Below are 26,669 nucleotides of genomic sequence, written 5' to 3' on the forward strand. Positions count from 1 at the left end.
GTAGGTCATTCCGCTAACTATGTAGGTCATTCCGCTAACTATGTAGGTCATTCCGGGGGTAAAACCTAAAAAAACATGTTAACTATGTAGGTCATTCCGGAAATGTTTTATTCGTTTTTCAATTCTGGGAACATTTTTTCGTAAAAAAATCCTCCTAAGTTTTTTATTTCATTACTGGAAATATTTTCAAACCAAACATTTCTTCTGTAGAGTGGAGAATCTTTATTGTCATATTGGCTGTTAAAGGTGATCATTTGATTTAATCTTCTATACATCTCTGTATATCCAAGCCTTTGGAGTAAAAAGAGGGCTTGAGATTCACTCATGCCGTAAGCAACAAAGTAATTCATCGTTTTGATTTCTTCTTCAGACAATGATTCTTTGCGTATTCTTTTTTTAAATCTGAATTCTATGGCCGTAATCTTCCGTCCTGTTTTTTTGGGGATATAGATAAGATTATCGATGTCTAGTTTAGAATTTTTATTAATTTCTTCTACGGCAGGATCCAAGAAAACCCTTTTAAATTCGCTCCATACTTTTAGATATTCTACTCTTTCTACATCAATCGGGGCTGTTTCTTCGTTGAAGAGAAGTTCTAGCTGCATCTGTTTGGTTGCAATATCGTCTTGATTACCGTTGGTGTTTGTATACTCTATAAAGCCTAAAAGCATTTTAAATTCTTCAATAGAAACTCTAAAAACGCCTGTTTCTTTGTATTGGGAAAGGAGTTCAAAAAACTTTTTTCTTTTATCTCCTTTGAGGTCTATAATATTTTTCTCTATTTGTGTATAGGGAACCTTGGAGCTTTCTACATATTCTAAAGCAAATTTTTCGAAAAAGAAGACTTTCCCAAAGTTGGCAAAACGGATGGTAAACTCATTGGTGTCTTCATCATTAATTTCTACACTGTCTACTAGGTTAAAAAAAACGGTTTTCTTTGCGGGTTTGTTATAGAATACCCCATTAATGTTTCTAAGCCCATTGATGATGTAAAAAAATTCTGATGGTGAGTATGTATTCTTTTTGTCTTTTATGTTTTTATATTTCAAGAATTTTTCGAAATTAAAAACCACACTACCTGTTGCATTAGGATCGTGGAAATCGATTTCGCTTTGTAAATAATACAGTATTTCTTTCTGCATTTCGGATGCATCTCTCAAAACACTTTTTGTGAAATAATTGGATTGTATTAAATAATTACCTGCTCGCTTTGTCATAGTGCTTGTTTTCCGCTGAAAATTTGATAAGTGAAGTTCTCTACCGGATTATTTTTATCGAAGATCCTATAGTACCTATTAGCCTTCGTATCGCTGAAATAATCTTCTTTCTTAATAAAGCATTTTATCCACAGCCAATTTTGCAATTGGGAAGCTAGATTTTTAGGTTTCCAAACCTTATGGTAAAAACATGTTTTTTTGGTATCCGAGAAATAGACCACACAAAAAAAACCTTGGCTTTCTGTCTTTTTCATATTTTAAAAAATCCTTACCTTTGGGATAGGAAAAAACATATTTTATGTTTGGGGAGAATCTTTTGGATTTTCCCTTTTTTATTTATTAAAATACTTTTCCTGAACCGCTGTTACAATCAAATTTTTCATTGTTGTTCCTTTTTCTACAGATAACATCTTGAGACTTTTTAATACATCATCTGGAAAATGAACATTGAAAGGGGTCTCTTTTATTTTATTTTTTACAGGCACAACCTTTTGAACTGGGCTCGTCATATTGGTTTCTTTTGCCTTGCCGATTAAGGCAGATAAATCTAATTTACTCATTGTTTTATATAAATGTATAATTATACAAATATACAAATACACATTTAAATAAATATATATTTGTATAAATTCTATTTTGCCACTATTGTTAATATTTCTTTTGTAAGATTATCTATTTGTCTTTGCGCGTTCGCATTTTCTTCCACACCATTCAGTACAACCGAACGAGAAAAAGCCACCAAGTCTGAAAGCATTTTCCGAGAGACCTTAATATCATAATCTACTAATTGATTTTTTATCTCCTCTGTCAAAGTTGTATTTGGCTTAACCATGTTGAAAACAATAATTGCTTTATCCTGATTATTGCTCTCTTTTATAATTTGAATAGTAGATTTGATTGCTAATAAGTCCAAAATACCTGCTTTGGTTGGAATGATAATAATGTCAGACAAATTACACAACTGCTCCAAATTATCCGACAAATAGGGTGGAGTATCTATAAAGATAAAATCATAATCCGAATTAATTACGCTATTCAAATCATTAGAAGAAAAAATAGGAACTTCTGATAACTCTCGGATATTAAGCAGAGATCCTTGGGAATCCATATCCACGATGCAAACTTTTGCGTTTGTTCTGAGATTAGCTGCCAAATTAAACGTAAGAGTAGATTTCCCTACGCCTCCTTTTTGATGAGTACTTAAAATTATTTTAGCCATTTATTTTATACAATTACACAAATATACAAATATGTATTTACATATTTATCCAAATATATATTTATATATTTATACAAACACATAAACTCAATCGTTATTCATTGCATTTTATTTTGATAAAGTTTTCACTAATTAAAATTCCCCCTGTCATATTTACACAGCTATGCCCAAAAGACCAATGTCATAAAAATTAACCCTTATTTAATATTGGGTAAGGACTAGTATATTCCATTTTTCATAAAAAAAAACTTACTTTTGTCTGCATAAACTAAAACTAAAATAACCATGAGGTACAACAATTATTCTTTGTGGATACTCGTTTGTATTAAAAAAACACAACATTATAAATGATTTGGATTCTACGAGCCTCTTTGATTACTCTTGATTTTTTGAGTATCAATGTCTTTTTAATTTTAAATTTAGGATTTATATTCTCTTCTGAAAGGAAGCTGGGTTTATTTTTATTTTTATTTAATATCTGGTGGATAATTATTTCAAAACTACTTCACTTATACGAAAAGATCCTAACGAAGAGCTCGGAAAAACAGTATTATTTTTTAATCAAAGGATTAATTCTTTTTTTCTTCGTAACCTTTGTTCGGTTTGCAGCAGATCAAGGTACTCGCTTCGTTTTCTCGGAGCCATTTTTCGTTCCTTTTTTCCAATTTGTGGTCTTAACTTCTGTCATGATGCTGGGAGGAAGGATTTTGATATTTTTATATCGTAGAAAAATCCGAAAAAAAGGCTCAAAAAAATTTAATACCGTGGTGGTTGGAAGCAATAATTTTTCTGCCAACCTGAAGAATGTTGACTTTTTAGAAACCATGAATATCTGGGGAACCTATAATATAGATGCAAAGCAACTTAACGAGATTACAGAAAACAGATATGACTCCGTTCAAAGGCTTTTTCAAATTAGAAATTTCAGAAACGTCATTATTTGTGACAATGCTTTAGAACATATTGATTTTGACCACCTCATAAAAGCAGCAGCAAGACACATGGTGAGAATCTATATTATCCCAGATTTAAATGGTTTAGATTTACGAGTTTCTCAGTTAGTTACCTTCAACGGAGTTCCTATTATAAAGTCGATGTCAGAACCCTTGGAAGAGGTAAGTAATAGAATAGTAAAACGAATTTTTGATGTTATAGTTTCCTTTCTTGTTATTGTTTTTATTTTATCTTGGCTGATTCCTCTCATTGGTTTGTTAATATATTTGGAAAATCCTGGGCCTATATTTTTTAAACAAAAAAGATCCGGCTACCTCAATAAAGAATTTAATTGTTTTAAATTCAGAAGTATGAAAGTCAACTCAGAATCAGATTTCAAATCGGCTTCCAAGAGTGACTCCAGAATTACTAAAACAGGGGCATGGTTAAGAAAAACGAGTATAGATGAGTTACCACAATTTATCAATGTTTTTATTGGAGATATGTCTATCATAGGCCCTCGTCCTCACATGCTTTCTCAAACTGAAACTTATTCTGATCTTGTGAAAAAATACATGATTAGACATTTTGTAAAACCCGGTATTAGTGGATGGGCACAAGTAATGGGTAGCAGGGGAGAGATAAGGAGTTTGCAAGATATGGAGGATAGAATAGAAAAAGATATTTGGTATATCCACAATTGGTCTTTAATACTTGATATTAAAATCATATTTTTGACTGTTTATAATATTGTAAAAGGAGATAAACAAGCTTATTAATTATAATGAAAAACACAACAAAAGAAAACGACTGGGATGATTTTGAAAGGGGAGAATCGGAGAATTCTATTTCATTCGCAGAAATTGTTCACATCGTCAAAAAACTATTACCTTATATTATCATTTGTGGATTTATTGGTGTAGTACTGGCTTGGTTTTATTACAAATCACAAGAACCTCAATATGTTATCAATTCAAAAATCTTGATTAAAGATGACCAAGGTAAAGCTTCTGGAGCGATGGCTGGGGCTGATATGTTCAAAGAAATGGGTTTATTTAGTGGTGCCAGCTCCGTAGATAACGAATTAGAAATCATCACCACATACAGTATATTAGATAAGGTAGTTAATGATTTACAACTGAATGTTAAGATTAAGAAAAATCAATTTTTCAATTCCAAAGAAAAAAAAACTTATCAAACTCCTTGGGATGTAAAAATAATCTCTTATAAAAACAATGCTTTTGATGATAATCTAAGTTATAACTATAATCTTTTCACCAAAGATGGTAAACTTTGGTATATTAATGAAGATAAAAAGATTTTTGTAAGCGAAAACAAACCTACTTCATTTGATTTCGGAGTCTTAGTTTTTGAAAAAAAATCTACACAAGTTACCCCCGATGGAGAATGGTCATTGGAGGTTCAAAAGCCTTCTCAAACCGTAGAGAATTACAGCCAAGCTATTACGCCTAGTATTCCAAATAAAAATACTAGTATTATCACATTGGAAATGAAATCGCCTAATCCGGCTAGGGGAAAGATGGTGATGAATAAACTTATAGACACTTATATCAGAGAAGGAGTAAAAGACAACAATAGTATAAACGATAGCACTCTTTTCTTTATAAATGATCGTTTACGAGATGTAGAGGGAGAATTACAAGACGTAGAAGTTGCAATTCAAAATTTTAAACAAAAAAATGATCTTACCAATATTGATGACCAAGTCAAATTGCTTCTTGATATTTATAAAGATAACTCCCAAAAATCTTTGGATGCCGAAGTTCAGCTCAATGTTATCACTTCTTTGGAGAACCACCTCCGTTCTGGCAACACCCATGTAATTCCTGCAAGCTTATTGACGCAAGACGCGTCATTATCGGGTATCATAAATCAATACAATCTATTGGTAGTACAGAAGGAAAAATTGGCTAAAAGTGCAACACCCGAAAATCCGTTGGTTAAGAGCCTCAATAGTCAACTTTCTAGTCTCCGTAATGAACTTTTAGGAAGTATTTCCACTACACGTCGTTCTTATGCAACCGTAGCGGGACAACTAAGATCAGAAGCAAATCAAAATCTGAGCAAAGTTCGGCAGATGCCTTTACAAGAAAGACAATTTCTAGACATATCTCGTCAACAGGCTATTAAACAAGAGTTATACCTTTTCCTTTTGAAAAAAAGAGAAGAGACAGAATTGGGTAAATCTTCTACACTATCCAATACCAGAGTTATTGATTATGCTAGAGTTTCCGATAAACCTGTAGCACCCAGAGGTATTATTATTTTATCCATTGGGATGTTATTGGGAGCTATTTTGCCTTTCTTAGTCTATTTTATTAGACAAAAATCAAACCTTAAACTTAAAACGAAAAAAGAACTTAATAACCACAACAAAATTCCTATTATCGGAGAAATTGGACATCAAGAGGGCACTGCTATTTTTGAAGTGAAAAACAATCCTAGAAGTCCTTTGGCAGAACAATTTAGAATACTGCGTACCAATCTTCATTTTTATCAAAATAAGGATAAAGGCACTTGTCTGATGTTAACTTCATCTATGCCGGGAGAGGGTAAAACCTTTATTTCCATAAACCTTGCGGCTACATTGGCAGCCAACAAACAAGTGAAAGTACTGCTTATAGGGATGGATCTTAGAAAACCAAAACTAGCTAGTGAACTTGGCTTAGCCAATAAAAAAGGCTTTACGAACTATGCTATCAATGATGCAACCTTGGACGAAGTTATCTATGACTTAGATGGCTTTAGTAATTTAAAAGTAATGCCTAGTGGTCCTATACCTCCAAATCCTTCGGAGCTATTGATGTCTAAAGAATGTGAAGAAATGTTTAATCTTTTGAGAGAGCGTTTTGACTTTATTGTAATAGACTGCCCTCCTACTGTAGTTACAGATTACCAAATCATTAGTAACTATTGTGATATTTCACTTTACTCCGTGAGGGTTAATTATACTAACCTTAAACAAGTAGAGATGGCCAATGAAATCTACCGAACAAACAAGCTACCTAGAATGAATCTGGTGATTAATGACTTTATCCCTGAAAAATACGATAGTTACAACAGTGGATATTATTCTCAGTATGGCTATTATGAGACAGAAGAAGAAGTGAAGAAAAAATGGTGGGAAAAATTTTTCAAATCATAACCTCGGAGAGAAAACTCTGATTATAAAAAATAAAACTCAACTTTTATATTATAAACCCAATGATTAATAAAAACGCTAAAATATACATCGCTGGACACAGAGGAATGGTAGGAAGTGCCATCTGGAGAACTCTAGAAAAACAAGGCTATACTAATCTGATAGGCAAAACTAGCAAAGAATTGGATCTAAGAAATCAACAAGATGTCTTAGAGTTTTTGGAAGCTGAAAAACCAGAAATTATCATTGATGCAGCAGCAAAAGTGGGAGGTATCTTGGCCAACAACGATTTTCCTTATCAATTTTTGATGGAAAACATTCAAATTCAAAATAATTTAATTGATGGATCTCTTAAAGTTGATGTTAAAAAATTCATCTTTTTAGGTAGTTCATGCATCTATCCAAAGTTTGCTCCACAGCCTCTAAAAGAAGATTATCTATTAACCGATTCTCTTGAACCAACTAATGAATGGTATGCTATTGCAAAAATTACAGGCGTAAAAACTTGTCAAGCTATTCGTAAGCAGTTTGGTAAAGATTATGTAAGCATGATGCCTACTAATCTATATGGGACTCATGACAATTTTGATTTAAAATCATCCCACGTACTTCCTGCGATGATTAGAAAATTCCATGAAGCGAAAGAAAACAACAATGCTAATGTCGTTTTATGGGGTTCTGGAACTCCTCTAAGAGAGTTTTTATTTGTAGACGACTTAGCAGAAGCTGTTGTTTTTGCTCTAGATAATGAACTTCCTGAGCATTTGTATAATGTTGGAACAGGAACCGATTTAACAATAAAAGACCTTGCAGAATTAATTCAAAAGGTGACAGGGCATCAAGGAGAAATAGAATGGGATAGTTCTAAGCCAGATGGAACTCCAAGAAAACTAATGGATATATCCAAGATGCATGATTTGGGATGGAAACATCGGGTTGAATTAGAAGATGGTATTCGAAAAACTTATAATTGGTTTTTGGAAAACATAGAGAATTATAAAGAAGTAAAACTATAACTAAGAAAAAACAAAAAAAATGAAAGTAGCACTTATAACAGGTATCACAGGGCAAGATGGATCTTACTTAGCAGAGCTTTTATTATCCAAAGGTTATATGGTTCACGGTATTAAAAGAAGATCTTCTTTATTTAACACCGATAGAATCGATCATTTATACCAAGATCCTCATAACCCAGATCAACGTCTAAAATTACATTTTGGGGATTTGACAGATTCTATGAATTTGACAAGAATCATCCAAGAAACTCAACCAGACGAGATTTATAATCTAGGAGCAATGAGTCACGTCAAAGTTTCATTTGACACACCTGAATACGTTGCAAATGTTGATGGAATAGGGACACTAAGAATATTAGAAGCTGTTCGTTTACTAGGTCTTGAAAAGAAAACAAGAATTTACCAGGCGTCTACCTCTGAATTGTACGGAGGAATGGTTGAGAACAAAAACGAAAGAGGTTTTTATGATGAAAACACACCATTCTACCCAAGATCGCCTTATGGTGTTGCTAAGATATATGGATTTTGGATAACTAAAAATTACCGAGAAGCTTACGACATGTTTGCATGTAATGGCATCTTATTTAATCACGAATCTCCAAGAAGAGGAGAAACCTTTGTTACCAGAAAAATTACTAGAGCTGTTGCTAAAATTGCTTTGGGATTACAAGACAAATTATACTTAGGAAATCTAGAAGCAAAAAGAGACTGGGGACACGCAAAAGATTATGTGAGAATGATGTGGATGATTCTTCAAGCGGAAAAACCAGAAGATTGGGTTATCGCTACAGGAGTAACCACTACCGTAAGAGATTTTGTTAAAATGGCGTTCCATGAAGTAGGGATAGAGTTAGATTTTGTAGGCGAGGGAATCGATGAAAAAGCCTTCGTAAAAGCTTGCAATAATCCAGAATATCAGATTAAAATAGGTTCCGAAATTCTAAGCGTTGATCCATCCTATTTTAGACCAACAGAAGTAGACCTATTAATTGGTGATCCGACTAAAGCAAAAGAAAAACTAGGATGGATTCCAGAATATGATTTAGAAGGACTCGTAAAAGATATGATGGAAAGTGATATCAGATTAATGAAAAAAGATTTAGATTTACTCAACGCAGGTCATGAAATTTTAAAACAAGAAGAATAAATATTTAATTTTGGCAGAAAAGAAAAACAATAGTTTAGGCTACCTAGCTGTTATTTACATGATAGGAAATTTTTCTTCAAAAATCCTATCATTCATATTAGTTTTTTTTATGACCTACTTTCTTTCTAAAGAAGAAATAGGAGAATATGATTTAATCCTAACATCTGTATCATTTATAGTTCCTTGTGTAAGCTTATTAATTGATAATTCATTACTAAGATGGTTACTGGATCCAGATTTTGAGAATAAAAAAGATGAAATATTTGCTAACACATTTAATTTGTTATTTATAAACATTTTATTGTACACGATCATATATTGGATTTCAAGTTTATTTTTTTCATGGAATTATAGAGGACTTATTTACGTTTACTCAATTAATATGATACTGTACCCAACAATTTTGCAAGGTACTAGAGGGCTTGGGAAAAATAAATTATATGCAACAATCAGCATTTTTTATTCGTTTTTCTATGTAATGTTAACTTTTGTGTCATTATATTTTTTTAAAAGCTCAATAGAAGGTGTTTTACTAGCAAATATTATAGCTTTATTTATAACTATAATACGATTGCTAATTCAAAATGGTTGGGGACGATACTTAAAACCAATAAAACCAAATTTTGCATTATTAAAATCGATGAGTAATTACTCACTACCACTATTACCTAATACTTTAAGTTGGTGGTTTATTAGTGCATCAACGCGCTATATGATTTTAGCTTATCTAGGAAAGGAATTCAACGGATTATTTGCAATATCATATAAGGTTCCTACAATCATCTTAGTGGTAACCAGTGTTTTCACATTGGCATGGCAAGAAAAAGCAATAAGGACAATAGACGATAATGAGAGTGTTACGATCTTTAATTCAGTCTTGAAAAAATATATAAAACTTATACTTGGTATAGTTATAATTTTAGGAGCTTGTTCGAAATTCATAATGAATTTTGTTTCAAGTGAATACTATGAAAGTTGGAAATACATTCCAATTTTATTGTTTGCAGTATTTTTTCAAGCTATTTCTGGATTTTATGGAGCAGGCTATTTAAGAGCAAAAAAAACTAAAGGGATCTTTTATTCATCAATAATTGGTGGACTTGTAACAGTCATTATATCATTTTTTTTAGTAAAACCGTATGGGCTATATGGTGTTAGTTGGGCTATTTTATTGGGATACTTTGTGTTATTTCTCTATAGGGCAATACATATAAAAAAATTTTTAACAATTAAATTTCCAACTACTTTATTGATTACAATGACATTTTTGTATATGATTATCGTATCACTTTTAAAATTAGAAAACAAATTTGTATTTCCAATATCATTGGCTTTATCAATAATTATCTTTTTTTACTACAATTACAATTATTTAAATATTATAAAATCTAAAATAGATTCAAAATGGAGAAAATAAAATATGGTTTAATGGGGTGTTCTCGTAAACAAACCAACGTTGGTGACTATGTCCAAGCAATTGCTGCAAAACAATACTTACCAACCGTAGATGTTTATCGAGATCGTGAAGAATTAAATACATACAAGGGAGAGGATATAAAAATGATTATGAATGGTTGGTACATGCATAATGCTGACAATTGGCCACCTTCAAAAAGTATTGATCCATTATTTGTATCGATGCATATAAATTCCTCAGTGTATGATGGTATGACTAGACCGGAAAGTATTAACTATTTTAAACAACATCAACCAATAGGCTGTAGAGATAAGGCAACTGCTAATTTATTACAAAAACACGGTGTAGATGCATACTTTTCTGGATGTTTAACATTAACATTAGGAAAAACATACATTAGGAAGGAAGAAAATGTTACCGATGAAATTTTGTTTATCGATCCTCTATTTCATTATTTTACTTTGGGTGAAATGTTTAAAACGCCTCAGAAATTACTAAGTCGCTTAAAGAGAAGAAGATTTTTCGAATTTAAATTACGGGAGAAAATTTTTAAAACACAATTTTCTAAGAACTTTCTAAAAAAAGCAAAATTTGTAACACAAATAATTCCTGAAACTACTGTAGAAAACAATTTTCAGATCGCAGACGAATATTTACAAAGACTATGTAATGCAAAATTTGTTGTTACGTCGAGAATTCACTGCGCTTTACCTTGCCTAGCGATGGGTACTCCAGTAATCTTTTTAAACGGTGGATTTGAAGGTTTTGGAGACAGATTTAATAGTCGCTTTGAAGGTCTAATTGATTTTTTTAATAGAATAGACATTTCAAAAGAAGGAAAAATTACTAGAAATTTTAATTTACATGAAAAAATAGATTTTAAAAATTTTCCTAAGAATAAAGAAACACATAAAGAATATGCTGCTAATCTAATTAGATCTTGCGAAGGCTTTATAAATGAAAAATAAATAGATGACGACTAAAAGGTTATTTTTATTCACAAGGAGATTCCCCTACTTTAAAACAGAGGCTTTTTTAGAATCTGAGATTGCTTTTTTAGCTGAAAATTTTAATGAAGTTATTATTATTCCCACGCAAGTTGGGGATGAAATAAGACAAATTCCAGACAACGTAAAAATTGATAAAAATTTTTCTAAAGAATTTCAAAATAAGAAAAAGAGAATTTTATTAACCATTTTTAGTTCTTTTTTCTGGAGAGCATTGTGGGATCATAAAGATAAGTTAAAGGGTATAAAATCTATTAAACATATTTTCCACTTTTCTACCAACGTTGTAATTTATAAACACTTTTTTAAGTCATTTAATTTTTCCGATGATGATATTCTTTACACCTATTGGTTTGCAGAAGCTGTAAAAGGACTAATTGATATTCGGCAAAGCAACTCTGGATCTTATAAAATCATTTCCAGAGCACATAGATATGATATTTACGAAGGAATGCCTGCCACACCAGAGTTTTGGCCTTATCGGAAAGATGTATTAAGTAAAATTGACCAGGTTTTTTCAATCTCTGAGAATGGAAAAAAATTCTTGGAAGAAAAATACAAGATTTTAGACAAGGTTTGTGTGTCGAAATTAGGCGTTTTTGATAAAAATAAAATAGCTCCTCATCCTAGTTCTGAAAGTTTAAACATTGTTTCTGTATCTCGTGTTGATCCTATGAAAAGAGTAGGCTTAATTGCAGATTGTATTGTTGCTTATGCATCCAAACACCCTGGTAAAAATGTTGTTTGGACTCATTTTGGGGATGGCGTTGAATTACCCTTGATTAAATCCAAAATACCAGTTTTACCCAACCTTACTATTAATTTAAACGGAGCTGTACACAATTCAAAAATTTATGAATATTATGGGAATAATCCGGTAAGTCTATTTATAAATCTAAGTAATTCGGAAGGGATTCCTGTTTCAATAATGGAAGCTCAATCATTTGGGATACCAGCTATTGCAACAAATGTTGGAGGCACTGGGGAAATTGTTATTACAAATAAAACCGGTATTCTTTTAACTAGTAATCCAAAAGAAGAAGATGTAATAAATGCCATCAATGAAATTCTAACCAATGAAAATTTTAGTAGAGAAAAAGTAAAATGTTTTTGGGATAAAAATTATAATGCTAAACTTAATTATAATGAATTTCTAAATTTAATTTCTAAAATATAACGCAAATGAAGAATATATTGTATCTTGTAGCAACCCAGTATGATAATATGGGTGATTTGTTAATAAATAAATGTTTGGTAGATGAATTAGCAAAAAAGGGAAGAGTTTATTTGGATACAAAAGGCGTTCCTTCAAATTTTAAAAATGTGTTATTAGATAATCCTAATGTATTTGAGCTTAAAGACATAAGCGATTTTAGTCTAAAAGGAAAAGGCTTATTAGTCCTTCCTTTTAGAAAACTTGATTTTGATTATTTTTTTAAAAGTCCAGGTCCTTTTGGGGGGTTCAAAACTTCAAAACAAAAAATGCATGCTTTTATTTTCAATTATATTTTCAGCGTCTTAAAATGGAAAGGGATAAAGTCGTTCTTAATTGGTAATGATTATATGCTAGAATCAGATTTTGATAAAAAAATGATTAAAAAGTATAATAACAATTTAAGCGGAATTTTTGTAAGGAGCAAAAAAAATGAGTCAATACTTAAGGATTTACAAATAACAAAAGCGGCCTATTCTCCCGATTTATGTTATGTATTAAATACTAAGGATGTTAATGTTGGTAACGAGACAAAAAGGGATAAAGTTGGGATTTCTTTTAGAGATTTAGGTAAAGATGTGAATCAACAAATTGAAAAATCAGTAGATATTTTTATTAATTATTTTTCAGAAAAAGGGATAGATATCGAAATTTTTTATCAAGTAGAGAGAGACCGCGATTTTAATAAATATTTATTTGATAAATATAAAGGTGAAAATACCTCTTTTCGAAATGAAGTTTTAACGTGGAAAGAAAAAACCTTCTATTTAGATAAGAAACTTGTGTTAAGTAATAGACTTCATGTCTTGTTACTCGGTCAGCTACATAATTGTGTGCCTTTCTCACTTACATTCAATCAAACTAATACTAATAAGATTAATAACATTTTTGATTCTGTAAACATGAGTGATTTTCTATATTCAAATATTACAAAAAATGATTTGGAGCAATTTGAAAAAAATGAGTTGAATCTAATTGACCATATAAAAAATGTAAATTCAACTCAAAAAGAATATTTTCAAAATATACTTCACAATATTTTTAATCAATAAAAATCCAATATGTTTTTTTACATTGGCATTTTTTTTCTTTTGATTTTTTTCTATGCAATACGAAAAAACGGAAAATCGTTTTTAATTGTAACTAGTGCTATTTTAGTTTTAATAAGCTTTCTAAGAGCCGAGACTGTTGGTATTGATCATCTTGGTTATAAATATGGATTTTTAGTTGAGTTAAGGGAATTAGGGATAGTATCATCACTTTTTAAATGGGATATAGGCTGGGTACTTTTAAATTTTTTTGTTATAGAAACCTACGACAATTGGGTGTTTTTATTATTTATTGTAGCATGTTTTACAATTATTCCAATTGTTTTGTTCATGAAGAAAATGACCCCAGATCCCTTGCTGGCAATTATTCTTTTTTATTTGTTTTATAATTATAATTTATCCTTTAGTTTAATAAAGCAAAGTCTTTCTATTTCTATTTTTGTTTGGGCAATCTATTTTTTTAACAGAAATACTTATATAAAAGCATCAATAACCTATGTAATCAATGTTTTAATTCATTATTCGTCATTACTTGTATTGCCATTTATAGTTTTAAGTAAAATATTAAAAAACATTAAAACTAAATGGGTTATCATAATCTTAGGCGTAACATTTGTAGCAGGGCTGGTTGGTTTCGATAGTTCTTTTAGATATGTCATTTCATTTTTACCTTTTGAAAAATATGCACACTACGCAGAATATAATGAGGGTGTTCAAATCAATAGACTTAATACATACTTATTTATTTTACCTAAGAATATCGCATGCATTTTATTCTTCTACTATTTAAAGAATTCTAAATTTGATTTTTTGAAGAATTTAGTTTTTCTAAATCTAATATCTGCTAATCTGTTCATCGCAGAATCCCTATTTAGTAGATTTGTACTTTATTTATATCCTTTAGAAATTGTTTTATTAATTCACCTTATATACAGTTTTAAAAATAAAAAAGAAAAATTATTAGTGAAAAATTTAGTTATTTTTTATGGATTAATTTATTTTTTATATAATTTATTTACGAACAGAGGAGGCATTATCCCTTATGAAAGTATATTTTAGAAAGTATGAAAAAAGCAGCGATCATTTATCATTATATAGCCTTGTATAGATTACCAATATTTCACGAACTCATGAAATCTGACATTATAGACTTCACCTTGATCTCTGGAAATACAAGCGAAATTAATATTAAAAAAGTACCCGATGAATATGCCAAAATTCCTATAAATAAAGGTGGATTAAAATGGAAATTTTTAGAAAATATTTGGATTAAAAACAAACAATTTCTGTGGCAAAAGGGATTATTAAACCAGGTTTTGAAGTCAGATTTTGATGTTTTTATTTTTTTAGGGAGCCCATATCATTTAAGCACTTGGCTAGCAGCAATATTAGCAAGATTAAAAGGTAAACAGGTTTATTACTGGATGCATGGCGTTTATAAAGATAAACCAACTAAAATTGATTGGATAAAACTTAATGTTTTTTATAAAATAGCCAATGGTTTTTTTCTTTATGGAAATCGTTCTTTAGAAATCTTAAAGAAGCATAAAGTGAAAGCAAATAATAAAATGCATGTTATCTATAATTCTTTAGATTATGAAACATCTTTAAGTTATAGAAGTCTTTTAGACTTAGCTAATATAGAAATATATCGCAAAAAGTATTTTGATAATGAGCTATTACCAACCATAATATTTATAGGTAGACTAAATTCAGTTAAAAGGATTGACATGCTTTTAGAAGCTCAGAATATACTAAAAAAAAGGCATAATAAGGATATCTTTAACCTATTAATAATTGGAGATGGTGAAGAGCGAATTAATTTAGAGCAACAAACAGATTCTTTAAGTTTATCCAAAAATGTTAATTTTTTAGGAGCAATCTATGATGAAAAATTAAATTCTGAATTACTGATGTACTCTGATCTCTGTGTAACTCCTGGTGAAGTTGGACTCACAGCAATGCATGCCATGTCTTATGGAACACCTGTCATATCACACGATAATCTGAATGTACAAATGCCTGAAGTAGAAGCAATAATTCAAGGGAAAACCGGAGATTTATATGAATATCTGAATGTGGAAAGTCTTGCAAAATCAATTGAGAATTGGTTTACTAAACACCCAAAGAAAAGCAAAGATGTTATAGAAAGCTGTTTTAATATTATAGATAAATATTATAATCCAAAGTTTCAAAGAAAAGTTTTAGAAGAAGCCTTAAGTTAATATTATGAGTTTACTTTCAAAAATTAAAAATAATGATAAAGTAGCAAGTCTTTATAGAAAATATAAAAGTCTTAAAATTAGATATATCTATGGTCTGAAAAATGTCCATCCTACTTTCAATATTGGAGGGCATTCAAAAATTAGTAAAGACTTTGTTGCGGGAGAATTTTCTTATGTTGGCCCCAATTGTTTTATATATCCTGGAGTTTCAATAGGAAGATACACTATGATTGCCCAAAATGTTCAAATAATTGGCGATGATCATAACTTCAATATTGTTGGAGTTCCCTCAACTTTCTCTGGCAGGCCTAAATTACGAAAAACTCAAATAGGAAGAGATGTTTGGATAGGTGCAAACTCTATTATTTTAACGGGAATTACAATTGGAGATGGTTCAATTATTGCAGCGGGATCTGTAGTTACAAAAGATGTTGCCGAATATTCTATTTATGGTGGGGTTCCGGCTAAATTTTTGAAAAAAAGATTTGAAAGTGAGTCTGATGAACAAATTCACTCAAAAATGTTGAATGGTGATCTTTTAAAAAATGTAAGGAATAAACCAATAACTTATGAAAATGCGTAAAACACTTATAGTTTTTTTTATCTGCTGTATTAATTTATTTTTTTCAAAAACTTATTATATATCCTCTTCCCGTGGTAAAGAGAGTAATAGTGGTTTGTCTGAAGATCAACCACTAGCCAATTTAAAAAAAATAAATATATCAAAAGGAGATTCTATTTTATTCAACCGAGGAGATAATTTCAAAGGTCAAATAGATTTCTCTCATATAGATAATATTTATATCGGTGCTTATGGTAAAAACAATAGTAATCCTACCATATCTGGCGAATTGTTATTAAATCCATCTGAATGGCTTAATGAAGGAGAAAACATATGGAGCCATAATATTGATGATCTAATTTCAAATGAAATAAAATATATTTTTTCTGACAATAAATCACTTGCATTGGCAAGTTTAAAAAGTCAAAAAAACACTTATTTCATGGTAGAAAAGGTAGATACCAACTTACTTGAGTCAAGCGAGTTTAAAAGTAAAAATATAAAAAACCTGACCAATATAGATGTAGTATTGAGAACAAAAAACTATAGAAGTTTAAAGATAAAAAACGTTTATATAGATGATAAAAAAAATCTTGTCATCCCTAAAGAAGCTTTTCAAAAATATGATTTATCTAATATTTACGGATTTTTTTTACTAAACAATCGCAATTTTCTTAAAACCGATGGAAATTGGTATTACGATAACCAAAAAAGAAAAATATTTTTATTTACACAAGATAATCCCAAAAACTGGAAGATTTCATACGTAAAAGAGAATTATTTGTTTAGGTTCAATGATTGTAAAAATTTCAAAATAGAAAGTATAAATTTTGAAAACGTTAATTATGCTGCTCTTGATATTATAAAATCTCAGAATATTTATATTAACAATATCAGTATTTCCAATAGTTTTGGTAACGGCGTTCAGGCTAAAACATCTAGATTAGTTCAACTTTACAATTCTAAAATCAATAAAATTTCTTGGAGTGGAATTTATACCGACGCTTCGAATAATGAAATAGTTATTTCCAACAATAAAATAGAAAACATTGGTGACTTGGATAACGCTAAACAAAAAGCTTTTATTGGGATAGATTGCAATTCTAACAACTCCAAAATAGAAAAAAACATAATTAAAAACACAGGGTATTCTGGCATTGTTTCGGCGGGAAAAAATAATTTAATCCAATATAATGTTATAGATAATGTTAGTTTATTGTTAAATGATTCTGGGGGAATCTATATTAATAATAATATAAATGATGTCGGAGGTACTGTAATTAAAAACAATATTATATCAAATACAGTTGGCAATCTAGATGGAACTGGATTAGATCGAAACTTAGCAAATGGAATATATTTAGATGTTGGTTCACATGATGTGAAAGTTCTAAACAACACAACAATCAACATCAATGCAAATGCATTATTTATTAATTACTCTTTAGGAAATATTGAAGTCCGTAATAATAAATTTATTGATTCTAATATTGCTGATATACACATTGCAAAACACAGAGTTTTTAAAAATATAGCTATTTCCGATAACAATTGCTTATATACCAAAGATAAAGAATCCCATATCTATCTTGTAAGCGAAGTAATTGATAGAAATAACAAAAACCAAAATTTGGTTGGAAACTTTTCTTCAAATCATTTTTACTCCAATTTCAAAATAAAACCAGTCTTAAGAAATATGAGATATAATCAAATTAAGGACGTAAATCTTATTTTTAATGGATTTCAAGAAAAAAATAATAAGTTTGAGATTCTCCCAAAAATGGATTATTTTGTAAACAACACTAATAATACAAAAGAAATCACTCTTAAATCTTCCAAAAGAATGACGATTAGCCCTTTTTCATCTATTTTTTCAGAAAAATAGTAATTATATTATCTTTTTTCAACTGATTATTATTTTGTTTTTTACCATAATATTATATGTTTGCTAAAAATCAAAATTTTAAGTTTTAATTTTTAAAATAATACACCATGCAAACAACAATGAAGCTTTCAACATTTAGAGCTGATAATTTCGACAAAGGTGCTGGATCACTAAAAATCATAGTGTGGTTTTTCATCAATGCCCTGATTGTTAAGGCTTCTTGGAATCCTTTTATGGGTATCAAAATTTTTTTTCTAAAACTCTTTGGAGCCAAAATAGGATCTGGATTAGTAATAAAAAATAATGTTAATATAAAATTCCCTTGGAAATTAGAGATTGGAAATGACGTATGGTTGGGAGAAAATTGCTGGATAGATAATCTAGATTTTGTAACAATTGGTAATGATGTATGTATCTCTCAAGATGCTTTGTTGCTGACTGGTAATCATGACTACAAAAAATCAAGCTTTGATTATAAAAATGCACCTATCATCATCAAAGACGGTGTTTGGATAGGTGCCAAATCTGTAGTTTGTCCAGGTATTATTTGCTTAGAAAATGCCATCCTAACAGTTAATAGTGTAGCCACCAAAGAGTTAGAAAAAAACGGTATTTACCAAGGCAATCCAGCGATTAAAATTAGAGAAAGAAACATTACCTTATAATCTCTTTTTTAAATGCCCATATTTATTAAGTTTTTATTGAAAAAAGTAATTCCCTTAATTTATTTGTTTGTTTCTGCTAGTGTATGCTACATTTTTTACAAAAAGAAGATTTTATCATAAAGATTATTGTAGCAAGTCCAATTTAATTTTTTTTTATGAATGGATTTCTATCAAGAGTTTTAGCAAAATGACTTATTTGCAAAAATATTCATACCTTGAAAATATAATTGGTAACCTTCTAATGTTTATACCGATGGTTTTTGTTGTATTTTTACTCTTTGATAAAGAAGTTAAGACTTTTGTCATGGCATTAGTTCTACTCTTTACATCAGTTTTCATAGAAATCTTACAATATGAGTTTAATTTAGGCGTTTTTGATATTAATGATATTTTACTCAATTTTGTAGGAGGCTTAATTGGCTTACTATTCTTTAAAACTATAAAATTTAAAGCATGGAAAATAGTTCAATAAGGTTTACAAAAAATTATACATTATAAGACTAATAACAAAAAAGAATTTTACTAAAATGAAAATAACAATTGTTGGAACAGGATATGTCGGCTTATCCAATGCAGTTCTTTTAGCGCAACACAATGAAGTAGTTGCTTTGGATATTATTCCAGAAAAAGTAGAAATGATCAACAATCGTCAATCTCCTATTGAGGATAAAGAAATTTCTGATTACTTTCAAAATCATAAGCTTGACCTAACAGCCACTACCGATAAGGAAAAAGCTTATTCCTCTGCAGATTTTATTATTATTGCAACCCCTACAGATTATGATCCAAAAGAAAACTATTTCAACACCAGTTCTGTTGAGTCTGTGATCAAAGATGTGATAAATTATAATCCTAAGGCTATAATGGTAATAAAATCAACCGTTCCTGTTGGGTTTATTACAGAGACTAAAAATAAGTATAAAACAGATAATATCATATTCTCTCCAGAGTTTTTACGAGAAGGCAAATCATTGTATGACAATCTTTATCCTTCTCGCATCATCGTTGGTGAGATAAGTGAGCGTGCAAAACAATTTGCTGCACTTCTACAAGAAGGCGCTATAAAAAAAGATGTTCCTACTCTTTTTACAAATTCTTCTGAAGCAGAAGCTATAAAATTATTTTCTAATACTTACTTGGCAATGCGTGTTGCTTATTTCAATGAGTTAGATAGTTATGCTCAGATTCATAATTTAGACAGTCAACAGATTATAAGTGGTATAGGATTAGATCCTCGTATTGGTAATCATTATAACAATCCTTCTTTTGGTTATGGAGGCTATTGTCTCCCAAAAGATACTAAGCAACTATTGGCTAATTACAATGATGTTCCAAATAATCTTATTAGGGCTATTGTAGATGCCAACAGAACACGTAAAGATTTTATAGCAGATTCTATTCTATCCAAAAATCCAAAGACTGTAGGCGTATATCGTTTAATTATGAAGGAGGGTTCCGATAATTTTAGAGCATCCGCTATACAAGGAATTATGAAACGCTTAAAAGCAAAAGGCGTTGATGTAATTGTTTACGAACCAGTTATGAAGGAAGATACTTTTTTTAATTCTAAAATTTATAAAAGCTTATCCGAATTCAAGCAAGACTCTGATATTATAATTTCCAATCGTCAATCTTCGGAATTATCAGATGTTATAGATAAAGTGTATACTCGGGATTTGTTTGGCAAAGATTAACAAAGAAGGAGCGAAGTTAATGAGCGGTTCAAAATAGAAAGTAGTTGAAAAAGGTTTTTAGGATAGGGTACGCTGTTACTTCATTAGTATATATTGGTTTGGTCATCTATGTAACTTTCTTTGCAAGGCGAAGAAAGGAACCTCATGATTACAGAGCTTTAGCCAATTGGTCGATGTTCGATGATTGGACTACATATGCAAAAATTCACGAGATGACCAAGGCTGAACGTTTTAGCTTTCTAGAAAACTTTTGGGGAAATATTCTGATGTTTATTCCTTTGCCTTTTGTGATCTACTTCGTATTGGGACGTCAGTTTTCTCTTATCAAAACAATATTGATGATTTTTATAACTTCAGTTTTGATAGAAATCTTGCAATATGTCTTCAACAAAGGTGTTTCAGATGCCGGAGATGTCTTGTTAAATTTTATAGGTGGCATTGTAGGGATTCTGCTCTTTAAGGTAATTTTAAAATTAGTTTTACAATTTAATAAATCATGAAAATATCAGTCATTACCACCTGTTATAACAGGGAGAAAACAATTGCTTCTGCGATAGAAAGTACGCTTTCGCAGGATTATGCCAATAAAGAATTGGTAGTGATAGATGGCGCATCTAAGGATGGTTCTGTAAAAATCATCAGCCAATACAAAAATGAGTTGGCTTATTTCGTATCCGAAAAAGATTCAGGTATGTATAATGCGCTTAATAAAGGTATTCAAAATTGTACCGGTGATATTATCGGTCTTTTGCATTCTGATGATATTTTCTATAATGAAAAAACCTTAAGCAAAATTGCAGAGGCTTTTGAAAAAACTAATGCAGACATTATCTATGCAAACGGACAATATGTGGATGAAAAGGATATAAAAAATGTGAAAAGAATCTATAAAGCCAAACCATTTAAAAAGAAATATCTCAAATATGGTTGGATTCCTCTCCATACTACTATCTTTGCAAAAAAAGAAGTTTTTGAAAATTACGGCTTATATAGAGAAGATTTTCAAATCGCATCAGACTATGAGATTTCTTTACGTTGGTTCTCCAACGATTTATTAAAAAAAGAATTTTTGAATGATTGGATAGTCAAAATGCGTTTAGGTGGTAAAAGTACCTCCATGAAACAACAAAAGAAAAAAACTGACGAAGATATAAGAATTATAAAGGAATACGGACTTTTAGGTTATTTTACTGCTTTTTCAAAAATTGCTAGAAAGCTCCCACAATATATACTTCCTAAAATAAAAAGATACAAATAAAAAAAGTTTATGAGAAAAACACAGATTGTAATTTACTATGCTATACTATTATTCATGTTCAACTGTGCTCCAAAATCCAATCTGATTTATATGGGGGATGCGGATGATATTGCAACTCAAGCATCTGTTAAGAACTCCTCTCAAATCATCCAACCAGGTGATCAATTGGGAATTTGGATAACTGCAGAAGAAATGGAAGCTGTAGCCCCATTCAATCAAAATCTTATACAGCTTGAAAATATTAATAATACAGCCCCAAGTAGTAACCAGATACAAAGAACAACTACTGGCCAAATCCCAACATATATTGTAAAAACAGATCATACAATCTCATTTCCTGTAATTGGAAAGATTAGTACAGAAGGAAAAACTTTAGAAATGTTTGAACAAGAACTTACCAAAAGTTTAACCAAATATATTTATAATCCGGTCGTAAGCCTTAGAACTTTAAACTACAAAGTTACTGTTTTAGGAGAAGTCAATAAACCTGGGACATATACTATTGTTGATAATCAATCCAACCTACTCAGTGCTCTAGGACTTGCAGGAGATCTTACGAAATATGGTTTAAGGGATAATATTCTAGTTGTAAGAAACGAAAATGGAAAAATTACCAAAAATAGGGTAGATATCACTCGTTCAGATTTTATTAATTCCCCATACTACTATATGAAGCAAAATGATGTCATCTATGTAAGTGCTAATGAAACCGTAAGAAGACAAAGCAGACTAAATCCAAATGCGTCTCTATATCTAAGTATGGCATCAATTATTGTAACTATTCTTGCATTGGTATTCCGTAACTAATTTGTTACATTTTAATTGGTAATTTAAACTTAAAAGCTAATTATTTCCCATTAATAACAAAATATCAAACCGCCTATTTTTGGCGGTTTTTTGTGTTATATGTTTTCAAGAATTAACATTCAATTGCTACGAGTTTCAGGCTTATTAATTCCCTTTTTTCTTAATTATATCTGCTCTATATTTTAATAATTCCTTTCCAGCCGTTGGGTTTTCTTTGATAAACTCCTTTACTATTTTCATATCACTTTCCAATTCTGAAACTTGTGCTTCTCTATATATTCTTTCTCCATTTTTCTTCATTTCTAAAGCTATTTCTTCCCTAACTTCCTGTTTCGTTTGGAGAGATACTTTATAAAACTTAAGTGCAAAAATGATAGACAGAGAAAACATAATAAGACTCATAAATCCCAATCCTAAAAATCCATAAAGCGACCAATTGAAAATTTTTAAATTTTTCTGAAGGGATAAGATGGATTTTTTATCATCTGTTTTCAATTCGGTTTTTACCTGCGTATTTTCTAAATGATGTGTGAAAATCTGAACTGCTTTCAATAGGTTTTCTTGATTCTCCGCAGTTATTTTCTTTTGTTCTATTACATCATAGTGGAAACTGTTTAAATATTCCTTTATTCTATCTGTTGTCTCCGTCAGTTCTTCGCTTTTTTTAGCTACGGCTTTACTCTGTTCGGTAAATTCGGAAATGATTTCAGTAATGCTTTTGTTTTCCATCTTATCGTATTTTTTTATCTTCGAAATGTTCTCTTTTTCTCTTGACTTTGATCTTGGTTCTGCTCCTGTTTTATTATTCTCTGTTCAATCGGATTAAGATTATTTCTAATAAACGATTCTTTAATATCTCCAATAGAAAATTTGGCTTTTAATCCTACCGTTTTTTCAATTTCTGAAAGCTTATAACCCGGAACCATCTTGGAAACCCTAACACTTGGGTCTCTATTTATATCTTCTAGCTTCGAAATTCTCATTCCGTAAACGCCCTTAGCTTCATTTTTTGATAACTGAATATGAAAACCTTTAGCTCTCATTTTATAGCTTAAATCTTCTAAATTTTTAGCGGTCGACAGTTCGGAACGCAAAGCGTTTCCTATCTCTAATTTTTTTCCTGCAGATATTTCTTTGGCGGTTCTCCAACCGTTCTCTTTCGCTATTCTATCAGCTATACTTCCCGACCTACGTCCTATATGACTGTCATTGATAGCGTTCTTTCCCTCAAAATTGATTCGGCTAACCGTAAGGTGTAAATGTTTATCATCTGTAGAATTATGGAAATGCCCTATATATTGATGGTTATCCTTGTCGATTCCCTGCTTTTCCAAATAACTTTCAGCTAATTTTTCCCAATCTTTTTCTTTTAAAGTATGAGAAACTTCTTTACTGGGTGCTATCACAACGGACAAACGCTTTTGCTCCGTTCTTGTGTTTTGGTTTTCTACGGCTCTCATTTGTTTGTGCCAATCTTTTGGCTCATCTCCTATCAATCCATTACGCAAAATCTCAACCGATTGACCTTTGTCATCGGATTGATATTTTAGTCCTCGGGAACTTCCCGAAATGGATTTTGCTTCTATAACCATTGTATTTTTTCTCTCAATTCTGAAATCAAATTTTTGATTTCTTTTATTAATTCTCCTTTCTCATTTTCGTTGAAAATTCCCATTTTCATATAATTGGAAATTCGGGAAAAATTGTTGGCGTACTCAATTAAAATTTTATTCTGTTCAAAATTCGGAAGTGTTTTTTCATTCAAAATCAACCTGCAATAATCTGTAGTGTTTAATTTTTTTTCTTCCGATTTTGAAATTATTGTTTGCATTTCTTCGGGCGTAAATCTTAAAGTGATGCGCTCGGTTTTTCTAATTTCTTTCTTTGGGCGACCTCCTAATTTTCCATACTCAACGGATTTTTTTTTCTTGGCTTCTGCTTCTAATTTTTCTTGCAACTTTTTATAAAAATCATCCATAGTGAATTTGTTTTCTCTGTCTATAATTTTTTCAATGGGAAGAGCCGAAAGGCTCTTTATTCTTTTTGACCAAAGGGAAAAAAGCAAGTAGGGGAAAGCGGATAAAAGCACATGAAATGGGTTTTTGTCTGCATTTCCCACTACTTGACCTTATTACGTTAACCCTTTTTTTTTCTTAAATTTACGATTTTTTTTCATTCTTGCAAATTTCTTTGTAATGTTACTTACTATTACAAAGAAATTTGGAAAGTTTTTTATATGCTAGTTGTTGAAAATTTGGAAAGGAAAGGATTATTGAAAAGAAAAAAAAGAAAGCCTTTCAACCAATTGGAAAGGAAAAAAATATATAAAGAGTGAAATGAAATGAAACGGCTTTATTTTATTTTTTTTTATAAGAGTAGATTAAATTGATTTTTTTTTATTGATTTTTTAGGCGGTTGGATAGCTTATAAAATTCTTATTCGTTTAATTTTTATAAAAGAAAAAAGTCAAAAAATAGTGCATAGAACTTTTCTAAAAAATAATCGTTTGTTGAAATTATTTATTTAGGGAAAACTTTATATATATCACTTCTTTTTAAAAATCTTGATAATTCAATTGAATTTTCATTTTTGTAAAAACCTAGACGATAGTCTCCAGTTCTCCATCTGAAAGCAGTAGAGAACCCTTTCATTTTTTTTATATTTCCAACATCTTCTAATGTTTGAGAGTTTTCAAGCTCAATAATAAATTCCTTTATTTTTAATTTCAATTTTTTATCATTTAGCTTTTTAATGTCTGTTAGGAAACTTCGCAAAAAAATCACTTCCATTACCCTAATTCGTTCATTACTTCTTCTCTACTTACAATGTCTGTTCTATCTGATTGTTGCATTAGCAAAAGCAATCCTATATCTTCTCTATCTTCTTCTGACAAAGATTTCAACTTTTCATTTTCTTTGTATTCAACATAAAAAGAAACCGCTTTTTCCATAAGAGATTTAACACTTAATTCTTCGAACGCAGATAGAATTTTAAGTTTTGTAAGTACGCTTTCTTCTATATCAATATTTTTTCGCATTGTAATAATATTTATTTATTCAAATATACATAATGTATATAATATACACAATATATTTTTTACTTATTTATTGACATTTTTTTGATTTCTTCGTTTGTGTGATTATCAAGAATTTTAGCATACCTGTAAAATGTAGCTCTTGTTAATCCAAGTGGTTTATAAACTTCTTCGGGTGTTTTAGATTTGTCTTTATATACCGAACGCATAATTAAAAGTTTAGAAATAGTTTCTTTTGTATATCCTTTTGGTCGTCCGCCTGTTCTCCCTCTTGCTCTTGCAGATTGCAAACCTGCATTTGTCCTCTCTTTTATTAACTCTCTTTCGTACTCAGCCAAAGAAGCCATTATATTGAGAAAAAGTCTTCCACTAGATGTAGATGTATCGACACCATCAGAAATGCCTTTTATAACAACACCTTTTTCACTCAAACTTAAAACAAGGTCAATAATATTTTTTAAACTTCTTCCAAGACGGTCTAATCTCCAAACAAATAATACGTCATCTTTTCTTAAATGGGCTATCATTTTATCAAGTTCTGGACGATTCTTAGTTGAACCCGATATTTTTTCATTAAATATTTTTTCGCAACCTGCCTTTTCCAAAGCTTCAATTTGCAAATTTAAATTTTGGTCTTTGGTTGACACTCTTGCATATCCAAATTTCATATGTTGTTACATTAAACTCATAAAAAGTAAATTTATGAAACTTTGTTTAATGATACGAGTTTTTGAGAAAATAAATCAAAAAGATAAGTGGTCTAATTCGACCACTTTATAAAATCTCAATAATTCACCGTTTTTTATACTTTTTTCTTTTTAGCGCAACTTTTTCTTTTTTCAAAAAAAAGTTATCCACAATGGATGTTTTTTCCGACTATAAAACATTTGTTTTTTAAATAAACAAATGTTTTTAAATACATAGTTTTTTAGGGTTGCGCAAAGCCTTTATTCATGGGAGCTTAGAGTATGCTACTATGTAGGTCATTCCGGGCTAACTATGTAGGTCATTCCGGGGAAAACGGCTTTTACTATGTAGGTCATTCCGGGGATTTCAATTTAACTATGTAGGTCATTCCGGGGGTAAAACCTAAAAAAGCATGTTAACTATGTAGGTCATTCCGCTAACTATGTAGGTCATTCCGCTAACTATGTAGGT

27 protein-coding genes are annotated in these 26,669 nt (G+C 30.4%); 18 read left to right on the forward strand and 9 right to left on the reverse strand.

Annotation, left to right across the window (positions count from 1 at the left end; all coding sequences use genetic code 11):
* Positions 1-107 precede the first annotated feature (107 nt).
* From RTY06_RS15390 to RTY06_RS15400, 3 genes are all read right to left on the reverse strand, one after another.
* Positions 108-1,217 (reverse strand): replication initiation protein, encoded by a 1,110-nt coding sequence (locus RTY06_RS15390; protein ID WP_312825858.1) that lies wholly within the window; start codon positions 1,215-1,217, stop codon positions 108-110.
* Positions 1,218-1,549: 332 nt separating this feature from the next.
* Complete coding sequence (locus RTY06_RS15395) at positions 1,550-1,777, reverse strand: hypothetical protein (protein WP_034978754.1); 228 nt, start codon at positions 1,775-1,777, stop codon at positions 1,550-1,552.
* A gap of 71 nt (positions 1,778-1,848) precedes the next feature.
* The gene (locus tag RTY06_RS15400; RefSeq protein ID WP_312825859.1) at positions 1,849-2,436 is read right to left on the reverse strand and encodes a ParA family protein; all 588 of its coding nucleotides are present in this window, start codon (positions 2,434-2,436) and stop codon (positions 1,849-1,851) included.
* A gap of 347 nt (positions 2,437-2,783) precedes the next feature.
* Here RTY06_RS15400 and RTY06_RS15405 point away from each other — a divergent pair, with 347 nt between their 5' ends.
* The 18 genes from RTY06_RS15405 (at position 2,784) to RTY06_RS15490 (ending at position 22,477) form a co-directional block, all read left to right on the forward strand.
* Positions 2,784-4,148 carry an exopolysaccharide biosynthesis polyprenyl glycosylphosphotransferase gene (locus RTY06_RS15405; RefSeq protein WP_312825860.1) on the forward strand — a complete coding sequence of 455 codons (1,365 nt, stop codon included), beginning with the start codon at positions 2,784-2,786 and terminating at the stop codon, positions 4,146-4,148.
* A gap of 5 nt (positions 4,149-4,153) precedes the next feature.
* Entirely contained in the window at positions 4,154-6,535 is a 2,382-nt protein-coding gene (locus tag RTY06_RS15410) for a polysaccharide biosynthesis tyrosine autokinase (RefSeq protein ID WP_312825861.1), read from the forward strand.
* 62 nt (positions 6,536-6,597) lie between these two features.
* Positions 6,598-7,548 carry a GDP-L-fucose synthase gene (locus tag RTY06_RS15415; protein ID WP_312825881.1) on the forward strand — a complete coding sequence of 317 codons (951 nt, stop codon included), beginning with the start codon at positions 6,598-6,600 and terminating at the stop codon, positions 7,546-7,548.
* A gap of 19 nt (positions 7,549-7,567) precedes the next feature.
* Positions 7,568-8,695: a GDP-mannose 4,6-dehydratase gene (gene gmd / locus RTY06_RS15420; protein ID WP_312825862.1), complete on the forward strand. Its 1,128-nt coding sequence runs from the start codon at positions 7,568-7,570 to the stop codon at positions 8,693-8,695.
* Between the two features lie 10 nt (positions 8,696-8,705).
* A complete protein-coding gene (locus RTY06_RS15425) occupies positions 8,706-10,112 on the forward strand; it encodes a polysaccharide biosynthesis C-terminal domain-containing protein (protein ID WP_312825863.1) in 1,407 nt (468 codons plus the stop codon).
* The gene (locus RTY06_RS15430; RefSeq protein WP_312825864.1) at positions 10,100-11,080 is read left to right on the forward strand and encodes a polysaccharide pyruvyl transferase family protein; all 981 of its coding nucleotides are present in this window, start codon (positions 10,100-10,102) and stop codon (positions 11,078-11,080) included. Before RTY06_RS15425 ends, RTY06_RS15430 begins: the two co-directional genes overlap by 13 nt.
* A 4-nt stretch (positions 11,081-11,084) precedes the next feature.
* Complete coding sequence (locus tag RTY06_RS15435; RefSeq protein WP_312825865.1) at positions 11,085-12,296, forward strand: glycosyltransferase; 1,212 nt, start codon at positions 11,085-11,087, stop codon at positions 12,294-12,296.
* Between the two features lie 5 nt (positions 12,297-12,301).
* The gene (locus RTY06_RS15440) at positions 12,302-13,384 is read left to right on the forward strand and encodes a polysaccharide pyruvyl transferase family protein (protein WP_312825866.1); all 1,083 of its coding nucleotides are present in this window, start codon (positions 12,302-12,304) and stop codon (positions 13,382-13,384) included.
* Positions 13,385-13,393: 9 nt separating this feature from the next.
* Positions 13,394-14,440, forward strand: a complete 1,047-nt coding sequence (locus RTY06_RS15445) for an EpsG family protein (RefSeq protein WP_312825867.1) — start codon at positions 13,394-13,396, stop codon at positions 14,438-14,440.
* Between the two features lie 5 nt (positions 14,441-14,445).
* Entirely contained in the window at positions 14,446-15,606 is a 1,161-nt protein-coding gene (locus RTY06_RS15450; protein WP_312825868.1) for a glycosyltransferase family 4 protein, read from the forward strand.
* Positions 15,607-15,610: 4 nt separating this feature from the next.
* Positions 15,611-16,189 (forward strand): CatB-related O-acetyltransferase, encoded by a 579-nt coding sequence (locus RTY06_RS15455; RefSeq protein ID WP_312825869.1) that lies wholly within the window; start codon positions 15,611-15,613, stop codon positions 16,187-16,189.
* Positions 16,182-18,053, forward strand: a complete 1,872-nt coding sequence (locus RTY06_RS15460) for a right-handed parallel beta-helix repeat-containing protein (RefSeq protein WP_312825870.1) — start codon at positions 16,182-16,184, stop codon at positions 18,051-18,053. Before RTY06_RS15455 ends, RTY06_RS15460 begins: the two co-directional genes overlap by 8 nt.
* Before the next feature lie 107 nt (positions 18,054-18,160).
* Positions 18,161-18,718: a WcaF family extracellular polysaccharide biosynthesis acetyltransferase gene (locus RTY06_RS15465; RefSeq protein ID WP_312825871.1), complete on the forward strand. Its 558-nt coding sequence runs from the start codon at positions 18,161-18,163 to the stop codon at positions 18,716-18,718.
* 67 nt (positions 18,719-18,785) lie between these two features.
* Positions 18,786-19,190 (forward strand): VanZ family protein, encoded by a 405-nt coding sequence (locus tag RTY06_RS15470; RefSeq protein ID WP_312825872.1) that lies wholly within the window; start codon positions 18,786-18,788, stop codon positions 19,188-19,190.
* A gap of 55 nt (positions 19,191-19,245) precedes the next feature.
* Positions 19,246-20,412, forward strand: coding sequence for a nucleotide sugar dehydrogenase (locus RTY06_RS15475; protein ID WP_312825873.1), 1,167 nt, complete (start codon positions 19,246-19,248; stop codon positions 20,410-20,412).
* Positions 20,413-20,456: 44 nt separating this feature from the next.
* Positions 20,457-20,912, forward strand: a complete 456-nt coding sequence (locus RTY06_RS15480; protein ID WP_312825874.1) for a VanZ family protein — start codon at positions 20,457-20,459, stop codon at positions 20,910-20,912.
* Positions 20,909-21,670, forward strand: a complete 762-nt coding sequence (locus RTY06_RS15485) for a glycosyltransferase family 2 protein (RefSeq protein ID WP_312825875.1) — start codon at positions 20,909-20,911, stop codon at positions 21,668-21,670. Before RTY06_RS15480 ends, RTY06_RS15485 begins: the two co-directional genes overlap by 4 nt.
* Positions 21,671-21,724: 54 nt before the next feature.
* Positions 21,725-22,477: a polysaccharide biosynthesis/export family protein gene (locus RTY06_RS15490; protein WP_312825876.1), complete on the forward strand. Its 753-nt coding sequence runs from the start codon at positions 21,725-21,727 to the stop codon at positions 22,475-22,477.
* Between the two features lie 144 nt (positions 22,478-22,621).
* Here RTY06_RS15490 and RTY06_RS15495 read toward each other — a convergent pair whose 3' ends face one another.
* The 6 genes from RTY06_RS15495 to RTY06_RS15520 form a co-directional block, all read right to left on the reverse strand.
* On the reverse strand, positions 22,622-23,206 hold the full coding sequence (locus RTY06_RS15495) for a hypothetical protein (RefSeq protein WP_312825877.1): 585 nt from the start codon (positions 23,204-23,206) through the stop codon (positions 22,622-22,624).
* Positions 23,207-23,220: 14 nt separating this feature from the next.
* A complete protein-coding gene (locus RTY06_RS15500; protein WP_312825878.1) occupies positions 23,221-24,069 on the reverse strand; it encodes a relaxase/mobilization nuclease domain-containing protein in 849 nt (282 codons plus the stop codon).
* The gene (locus RTY06_RS15505) at positions 24,060-24,455 is read right to left on the reverse strand and encodes a plasmid mobilization protein (RefSeq protein WP_312825879.1); all 396 of its coding nucleotides are present in this window, start codon (positions 24,453-24,455) and stop codon (positions 24,060-24,062) included. The genes RTY06_RS15500 and RTY06_RS15505 overlap by 10 nt, the downstream gene beginning before the upstream one ends.
* A 541-nt stretch (positions 24,456-24,996) precedes the next feature.
* Positions 24,997-25,266, reverse strand: coding sequence for a type II toxin-antitoxin system RelE family toxin (locus RTY06_RS15510; protein ID WP_034978741.1), 270 nt, complete (start codon positions 25,264-25,266; stop codon positions 24,997-24,999).
* Positions 25,266-25,514, reverse strand: a complete 249-nt coding sequence (locus RTY06_RS15515) for a hypothetical protein (protein ID WP_034978744.1) — start codon at positions 25,512-25,514, stop codon at positions 25,266-25,268. The genes RTY06_RS15510 and RTY06_RS15515 overlap by 1 nt, the downstream gene beginning before the upstream one ends.
* Positions 25,515-25,573: 59 nt before the next feature.
* Positions 25,574-26,179: a recombinase family protein gene (locus RTY06_RS15520; RefSeq protein WP_312825880.1), complete on the reverse strand. Its 606-nt coding sequence runs from the start codon at positions 26,177-26,179 to the stop codon at positions 25,574-25,576.
* Between the last annotated feature and the right edge of the window lie 490 nt (positions 26,180-26,669).

The sequence above is a fragment of the Epilithonimonas sp. genome (assembly GCF_032055105.1).
Classification (GTDB): Bacteria; Bacteroidota; Bacteroidia; order Flavobacteriales; family Weeksellaceae; genus Epilithonimonas.